General features: G+C 67.8%; 8 protein-coding genes. 7 read left to right on the forward strand and 1 reads right to left on the reverse strand.

The features are described from left to right. The 7 genes from ACXJKR_RS18495 to ACXJKR_RS18525 all read left to right on the forward strand — a co-directional run. The coding region (locus ACXJKR_RS18495) for an SIS domain-containing protein (RefSeq protein WP_457324054.1) at window positions 1-581 on the forward strand (581 nt) is incomplete at its 5' end. Window positions 582-583: 2 nt separating this feature from the next. Further along, window positions 584-2,056, forward strand: coding sequence for a beta-N-acetylhexosaminidase (gene nagZ / locus ACXJKR_RS18500; protein ID WP_457324055.1), 1,473 nt, complete (start codon window positions 584-586; stop codon window positions 2,054-2,056). A gap of 20 nt (window positions 2,057-2,076) precedes the next feature. Next, window positions 2,077-3,333 carry an MFS transporter gene (locus tag ACXJKR_RS18505; protein WP_235531895.1) on the forward strand — a complete coding sequence of 419 codons (1,257 nt, stop codon included), beginning with the start codon at window positions 2,077-2,079 and terminating at the stop codon, window positions 3,331-3,333. Next, window positions 3,330-4,172, forward strand: a complete 843-nt coding sequence (locus tag ACXJKR_RS18510) for a glycoside hydrolase family 16 protein (RefSeq protein ID WP_457324056.1) — start codon at window positions 3,330-3,332, stop codon at window positions 4,170-4,172. The genes ACXJKR_RS18505 and ACXJKR_RS18510 overlap by 4 nt, the downstream gene beginning before the upstream one ends. Next, on the forward strand, window positions 4,169-5,290 hold the full coding sequence (locus tag ACXJKR_RS18515; protein ID WP_457324057.1) for a glycoside hydrolase family 18 protein: 1,122 nt from the start codon (window positions 4,169-4,171) through the stop codon (window positions 5,288-5,290). Before ACXJKR_RS18510 ends, ACXJKR_RS18515 begins: the two co-directional genes overlap by 4 nt. A 5-nt stretch (window positions 5,291-5,295) precedes the next feature. Further along, on the forward strand, window positions 5,296-6,363 hold the full coding sequence (locus ACXJKR_RS18520; protein ID WP_457324058.1) for an acyltransferase family protein: 1,068 nt from the start codon (window positions 5,296-5,298) through the stop codon (window positions 6,361-6,363). A gap of 17 nt (window positions 6,364-6,380) precedes the next feature. Continuing rightward, on the forward strand, window positions 6,381-7,088 hold the full coding sequence (locus ACXJKR_RS18525; RefSeq protein ID WP_457324059.1) for a DUF6445 family protein: 708 nt from the start codon (window positions 6,381-6,383) through the stop codon (window positions 7,086-7,088). A gap of 72 nt (window positions 7,089-7,160) precedes the next feature. On the opposite strand, the gene ACXJKR_RS18530 is transcribed toward ACXJKR_RS18525, so the two are convergent. Continuing rightward, the coding region (locus tag ACXJKR_RS18530; RefSeq protein ID WP_457324060.1) for a TonB-dependent receptor domain-containing protein at window positions 7,161-7,718 on the reverse strand (558 nt) is incomplete at its 5' end.

Consider the following 7,718-nt stretch of genomic DNA (forward strand, 5'->3'; position numbering starts at 1 on the left):
CTACGAAGAGCTATATCGCCCAGCTGGTGGCCGGCGCCCGCGTCGTCGCTGCCTGGCAGCAGGACGACGCCCTGCGCGCCGCGCTGAACGTGCTGCCCATCGCGTTGGAGCGGGCCGCCAAGCTGGATTGGAGCGCCGCGCTGCCGGTGCTGCAGAACGAGGACCGCCTCTTTGTGCTCGGCCGTGGCACGGGCCTGGCCGTCGCGATGGAAGCGGCGCTCAAGCTCAAGGAAACCTGCGGTATCCAGGCCGAGGCTTTCTCGGGCGCCGAGGTCAAGCACGGCCCCATGGCCCTGGTGCGCGACGGCTATCCACTGCTGATCTTCGCGCCGCGCGGCCCGGCCCAGGCCGGCCTGCTGGCCATCGCCGAGGAAATGCGCAGCCGTGGTGGCCGCGTGCTGCTGGCCGCCCCCATCGGTACGCCCGGCGCCGAGCTGCCGCTGGTCACGACGGGCAACGAGGACCTCGATCCCATCGCCCTCGTGCAGAGCTTCTATCCCATGGTCGAGGCGCTGGCGCGAGCTCGTGGCTTCAACCCTGACGTCCCGCCCAACCTGGCCAAAGTCACCAAGACGCATTGATCATGAGCAACTTTGATCCCGGCCGTCTCGTGATGGTCGACATCCCCGGCCCTTCGCTCGATGCGGACACGGCCGCCTTCCTGCGCGAGCAGAAGATCCGCTCGGTCTGCCTGTTCCGCAAGAACATCGGCACGGAGGGCGAGGTCAAGGCGCTGATGCGCGATCTCATCGACGTGCTGGGACCCGAGGCGCTGATCGGTATCGACCAGGAAGGCGGCGCGGTCGTCCGCGTGACCTTCCTGCCGCAGCCGCCGTCCGCCATGGCGCTGGGCGCGAGCGGTGACGCCGACCGGGCCGAGGCCGTGGGCGCGGCGGTGGCGCGCGGGCTGAAGTCGCTGGGCATCAACTGGAATTTCGCGCCGGTGCTCGACGTCAACAACAACCCGGCCAACCCGGTCATTGGCGAGCGCAGCTTTTCCAACGACCCGGTCGAGGTCAGCCGTCTCGCGGCTGCGTGGATGCGTGGCTCGCTGCGCGAAGGCGTGGCCTGCTGCGTGAAGCACTTCCCCGGCCATGGCGACACGCATGTGGACTCGCACCACGCCCTGCCCACCGTCGACAAGACGCGTGCCGAGCTGAACGCACTGGAGCTGGCGCCCTTCAAGGCACTGGCCTCGCAGGCGCCGGCCATGATGACGGCCCACATCGTCTACCCGCAGATCGACCCTGACCGCCCGGCCACGCTGTCGCCGCAACTGATTGGCGGCATCCTGCGCCAGGACTGGGGCTATGACGGCGTCGTCATCACCGATGCGCTGATGATGAAGGCCGTGGCCGAGCGCTTCGGCTATGCGAGGTCCGCCGTCATGGCCATCGAGGCCGGCGCCGACATGGTGCTGGCCCAGGGCTCGCCGCCCGAGCAGCTCGTGGCGATCCATGCGCTACGCGATGCCTTCAACAGCGGCCGATTGACGCCCGAGCAGGGCGAGACGGCCAATCGCCGCCTCGACCGCCTCGCCGCCGCCTACCCGGCCCGTGCCGTGGACGACAGCGCTGCCCGCGCCGCCGACCATGCGTTGATGGCCGAAGCCTGGGCCGCGGGCCTGACCGCACTGCGCGGTGCCAGGCCGCCGGCTTTGGATGCACCCATCCGCGTCATCGTGCAGGGCGATGTGCCGACCGACATGGTCTCCGAGGCCGGCCCCACTGGCCGACAAGCCGTGGCCCTGTTCGAGTCCTTCAGCGACGCCCAGGTCCAGATGGTCGACGACATCGCCCAGCTCGACTGGCGCACCGTGCCCAAGGACGGGCGTGTCAATGTGCTGGTCTCTACGCGCCGCGCCCGCTACGGCTTGGCCGCGAGCGAGTGGCGGCCCGACCTGCACCTGTCGCTGTGGAATCCCTACCAGAGCCTGGATGTCGCCGGCCCGACCGTGCTGAGCTGGGGCTTTGCGCCTGGCGCGCTGGCCGGCCTCAAGGCCTGGCTGGAAGGCCGAGCCCTAGCCACCGGCCGCGCGCCGCAGGGACTGCAGTGATGGAACAGGCTCGGACTCCAATGAGGTGGGTGCCCACCCTGTACTTCGTGCAGGGCATGCAGTTCTTCGTCGTCATGCTCATCGCGGGCCTGATGTTCAAGAACCTGGGGGTCGAGAACGACCAGATCGCCCGCTGGACGGCCGTGCTCGGCCTGGCGTGGGCCATCAAGCCGCTGTGGAGCCCGTTCCTGGAACTCGCGCGCAGCAAGAAGCTGATCGTCGTCGTGGCGCAGTACGTCGGCGCCGTGGGCCTGGGGCTGATGGCGCTGGCGCTGCACCTGCCGCACTGGTTCGGCGCGGCCATCGTCGTGCTTTTCCTGATCGCCTATGCGTCGGCCACGCATGACATCGCCTGCGACGGCCTCTACATGGCCTCGCTCGACGAGAAGCGCCAGGCCGCCTATGCCGGCTGGCAGGGCGCCTTCTTCAACGGCGCGCGCTTCTTCATCACCGGCGTCATCCTGAAGCTGGCGGGCCATCTGGAAGGCACGATGGGTGCAGCCAACGCCTGGTCCACCGTCTTCCTGGCGCTGGCCGGCCTGGTGGCCGTGCTGGCCACCTACAACGCCCGCTTCCTGCCCGGCACGCTGAGCACCGAGCACAGCGAACTGACGGCCTCGGGTGTGGCCGCAATGCTGAAGGAGGTTGTCGTCGACTTCTTCCAGAAGCCGGGCATCTGGCGCGCCGTGCTCTTCATCGTCATGTTCCGCTTCGCCGAAGGCCAGGTGCAGACCATTGGCCCGCTCTTCCTGCTGGAAGCGCGCGACAAGGGGGGGCTCGGCCTGACGACCGGCCAGGTGGCCGACGTCTACGGCTGGGTGGGCACGGGTGCGTTCCTCGTCGGGTCCGTGCTGGGTGGCTGGGTCACCAGCAAGCTCAGCCTGCAGCGCGCGATGCCGCTGCTGCTGGTGGCCATGAGTGTGCCCAACATCACCTTCTATTACCTCGCCAGCCAGCTGCCGGCCGATATGCCGCACATCGCCGCCGCCGTGGGCGTGGAGATGTTCGGCTATGGCTTCGGCTTCGTCGGCATGATCCTGTACATCATGCAGGCCGTGGCCCCGGGCCGCTTCCAGACGGCCCACTATGCGCTCGGTTCKGGCGTCATGCAGCTGGGCTTCATCTTCGCCAAGTCCATCAGCGGCGACATCCAGATCGCGATGGGCTACCAGCAGTTCTTCGCCTGGACGATTGGCTGTGGCCTGCCGGCATTGCTGCTGCTGCTGTGGGTGCCGATGCCGCGCAAGGCCGCGCCGGCCGAGGCCGTGCCGGCATGAAGGCCGCGGCGCTGTTGCTGGTTGCCGCGGCTCCTGCATTCGCCGCTGGCGAGTTCTTCGACGACTTCTCGCAGACGAGCCTGGCCGCGCTCCGCCAGAGCGGCTGGGTGCTGCGCGAGGGCACCGGCCACCCGGGCCTGCCGGGTGCACGCTTCGCCGCCACGCAGCTCTCGCTGGACGGCGGACTGCTCAAGCTGAAGATGTCAACGGACGGCACGCCGGCCAACACCTCGCTGGCCCAGCTCTGCGCGGCTCGCAAGTTCCTGGTTGGCACGACGACGGCGCGTGTGCGCTTTCGCGACACGGCGGGCTCACGCGACCCCATCGTCCAGAGCTTCTTCCTGGCCGGGCCGCTCAAGCACGACTACGACCCCGACTTCAGCGAGGTCGACTTCGAATACCTGCCGCATGGCGGCTGGGGCGAGCCGGAGACGCGGCTCTACGGCGTCAGCTGGCACACGGTGCGCATCGACCCCTGGGAGTCCTTCAACCAGGCCGCCATCGTGCAGGGCTCCTTCGACGGCTGGCAAGTGCTGACCGTGCAGGTCGAGGCCACACGCACACGCCACTACGTCAACGGCAGATTGATGGGCGAGCACACCGGCCGCAATGTGCCCGCCAAGCCGATGGCGATCAGCTTCAATCATTGGATTTCCGACGGTGCGACGGCGGGTGCGCCGCGCGACTACGAATTTGAGGTCGACTGGGTGCTGCACGAGGCCGGCAAGACGCTGAGCTCCACCGCGATGCAGACCCGTGCCGCGCAATTGCGCAAAGAGGGCGTGACCCGCCGCGATACCGTGCCGGATGCCGGCCTGACGAGCGAATGCAATCTATGAAGAAGACCCTGATCGCCGCCCTGGCGCTGGCTGCCTCCCTTGCGCAGGCGCAAACGAAGCCCGTCGTCGGCACCTACATCCTGGCCGAACGCGGCGTCGACGTCGTCGAGCAACTGCAGCCCGGCCGCGTCACGCACCTGCTCTATGCCTTCCTGCTGATTTGTGGCGAAGGAGAGCGCGCCAAGGAGGCCACAGCCTGTGCCGGCAAGCCCAATTTCAGCATCGCACCGCATGCCGACCAGGACATCTTCTCCGCCGCCTTCCAGCGCCTGAAGGTCCGCGACCCCAAGGTGCAGGTGCTGGCATCGGTGGGAGGCTGGGGCGGCTCCGATCCCTTCTTCCACCTGGCCGCGACAGCCCAGGGCCGCGCGGCTTTCRTCAAGTCCTCGGTGGACTGGCTGCGTGCCCACCCGGGCTTCGACGGCCTGGACATCGACTGGGAGCATCCCGGTTCCAACGGCTCGGTCAACGGCGTGCCACTGGGCAGCCCGGCCGATGCCGAGAACTACGTGCTGCTGATGCAGGATTTGCGCGTGGGGCTGGATGCCCTGGGTCGCGATGTCGGCAAGCGCTACGCGCTGACCACCGCGATTGCCACGACCAAGGAGCAGTTGGCTCGCATGGCGATGGGCCGCGCGGCGCCGTCGCTGGACCTGGTCTTCATGATGACCTACGACTTCGCCGGTCCCTGGACCAAGAAGGCCGTCAACCACACCGCGCTGCGCAGCGCCAAGCCCAGCGACGACACCAGCCTGGAGGCGTCGGTTGCCAATCTGAAACGCGAAGGCGTGCCGGCGGCCAAGCTCGTCGCCGGCGTCGCGATGTACGGCCGCGGCTTCGACGGCGTGAAGGCCGACGGCCGCTATGCCAAGCCCTGGCCCAACGAGGACGGCTCGGTGCCTTTCAAGGACATCGATTCGTTGACGGGCATGAAGGCCCACTTCGACAAGCGCACCCAGTCCTGGGCGATGGTGGGTGGCGGCCGGTTCGTCGGCTACGACGACCCGCGCGCCGTGCGCGCCAAGGTCGCGTTCGCGAAGAAGCAGGGCCTGGCTGGCGTGTTCGCCTGGGAACTGAGCCAGGACAACGGCGAAATCCTGAGCGCCATGCAGCCGTGAGTGCGATGTCCTCACGACGCATCGCGTCGGTGGACGCGCTGCGCGGCCTGGCCGTGGCGGCCATGCTGCTGGTCAACAACCCGGGCGACTGGGGCGCGGTCTACTGGCCGCTGGAGCATGCGGCCTGGCATGGCTGCACGCCCACCGATCTGATCTTCCCGTTCTTCCTCTTCATCGTCGGCGTGTCCGCCGCGCTTGCTCTCGGGCCGCGCGTGGATGCCGGCGCCGCGCCGGGGCCACTGCGAGCCGCCGTCATCCAGCGCGGCCTGCGCATCGTCGGCCTGGGCCTGGTGTTGCATCTGCTGGCCTGGTGGTTGATGCACAAGCCCGAGTTCCGTGTGCTGGGTGTGCTGCAGCGGATAGGCCTTTGCTTTGCATTCGCGGGCGTGGCGGCCCTCCACCTGCGTGCACGCGGGCAGTGGAGCTTGCTGCTGGCCTTGCTGATCGGCTACGGCGCGCTGCTGCTGTTCGGCAGCCCGACGCTGGACAAGCTCGGCAGCCTGAACCAGCGGATCGACACCTTGGTGCTGGGCCGGTGGGCTTACGAGTGGGATGCGGCAACCGGCATCGCCTTCGACCCCGAGGGCTTGCTGTCCACGCTGGGCGCGCTGGCGACGACGATCTTCGGCCTGCTTTGCGGCGGCCTGCTGCGCCGCGATCAGACACGAGGCCTGCTGTTGACGGGTGTTGCGGCGGCGCTCGTGGGTTGGTGGTGGTCGGGCTGGCTGCCCTGGAACAAGCAGCTGTGGACGCCGTCCTTCGTGCTGTGGACCGGCGGCCTGGCGGCGGTAGCGTTGGCCGCAGCGCATCAGTGGATCGATCGCCTCGGCCGTCGCGCTTTAGGCCGCGCCTTTGGCCTGAACGCCATCGGCGCCTATGCCGGGGCCTGGATGTGCACCGTGTTGTTGGCGGCCACCGGCTGGATGGAGCCGCTGTACCGCACCGTGTTCGGGCCGTTGAATCCGCTGATCGGGCCTTATGGCCAGTCGCTGTCGTTCGCGCTCGCTTTCGTCGCGGTTTGGGCCGTGATCGTGTGGGCCCTGGACAAGCGCGGCTGGTACTGGAAGGTTTGAGAACCGGACACGCGAGCATGAGCGACGCCTTCGCCATCCGCATGCCGCCGGACATCCAGTCCGTGCAGATCGGCGAGCATCAAGTCGTCTTCATCGACAACTTCCTTGAGAACCCACTGGCGATGGTCGAGGCGGCCAGCCAGGCCAACTTCGCGCCATACCCGGGCGTGACCGATCGCAAGGGCTACCCGGGCATTCGCGCACCGGTGCCAGCCGACTATTCGGCCCACCTGACCGTGCTGATGGAGCCGCTGATCCGCCTCAACTTTGGCGTGCCCGAGGCCCTTAAGCTGCGCAAGAGCGAATGCGCCTTCTCGCTGACGACGATGCGGCCCGACGAACTCGGCCCGCTGCAGCGCACACCCCACTTCGACGCCAGCACGCCCCACCATATGGCCGTGCTGCTCTACCTCTGCGACGGCGCGCACGGCGGCACCGCCTTCTACCGCCACAAGGCCACCGGCCTGCAGCAGGTCACGGCGGACAACCGCGAGGCCTTCCTCGACACCTACTACGCCGAGCTCAACGCCCGCCCGCCCGCGCAGCGCTACTTCGACGACTCCGACGAGCACTTCGAGTTCCTGGGCATGATGCCTGCCCGCTTCAACCGCCTGGTCATCTACCGCGGCAGCCTGCTTCACTCGGCCGTCGTGAACCCGCAGCTCAGCCTGAGCAGCGATCCGCGCACAGGGCGGCTGACGGCGAATTCCTTCTACGACTTCTAGGCTGCGGTCTGCGTTTCACGCAACAAAGAAAGCCCGGCATTCGCCGGGCTTTTGCATGGCCGGGGGCGTCGATCAGAACTTCGCCGTCAGGCCGATCTTGTAGGTCGTCTCGCCCTTGAAGGACCAGGCTGGGTAGCCGGCCTTCAGCGGGTCCTTGTGCAGGCCGTCGGCCGGCAGGCTGGTGGACATGGCGCCGTACTGGACGTCGTCCTGCTTGGTCAAGTTCACCGCGTCGAAGCTCAGCTTGAGCCACTTGTTGATGTTCCAGCCGAAGCTCGCATCCAGCGTGCCGAAGTTGGCGTGCATGCGGTTGCCGTACCAGTAGGCGTTCTCGCGAATGATGTACTTGGAGCGCCAGTTGTAGGCGAGGCGGCCGAAGTAGTCGGGCGTCTCGTAGTAGCCCACCAGGTTCACGTTGTGCTTGGACGACTGGGTGAACAGGCCGAGCTGGTCGGCGAAGCTCTCCTTGGGCGCCGTGCCTTCGGTGAAGGTGTAGTTCGACACGACGCCGAAGCCGTTCTCGAAGGCATGGTTGGCCTGCAGCTCGATGCCACGCAGGCGGCCGCCGCCGGCGTTGACGAAGTTCTGCACCGTCCAGTTGTCGACCTTGCTGAACGGGTCGACCAAGCC

The organism is Roseateles sp. P5_E11, from assembly GCF_054049355.1.

Coding starts and splice junctions, on each gene's coding strand:
- nagZ (WP_457324055.1), top strand. CDS start 584: ATGAGCAACTTTGATCCCGGCCGTCTCGTGATGGTCGACATCCCCGGC.
- ACXJKR_RS18510 (WP_457324056.1), top strand. CDS start 3,330: ATGAAGGCCGCGGCGCTGTTGCTGGTTGCCGCGGCTCCTGCATTCGCC.
- ACXJKR_RS18520 (WP_457324058.1), top strand. CDS start 5,296: ATGTCCTCACGACGCATCGCGTCGGTGGACGCGCTGCGCGGCCTGGCC.
- ACXJKR_RS18525 (WP_457324059.1), top strand. CDS start 6,381: ATGAGCGACGCCTTCGCCATCCGCATGCCGCCGGACATCCAGTCCGTG.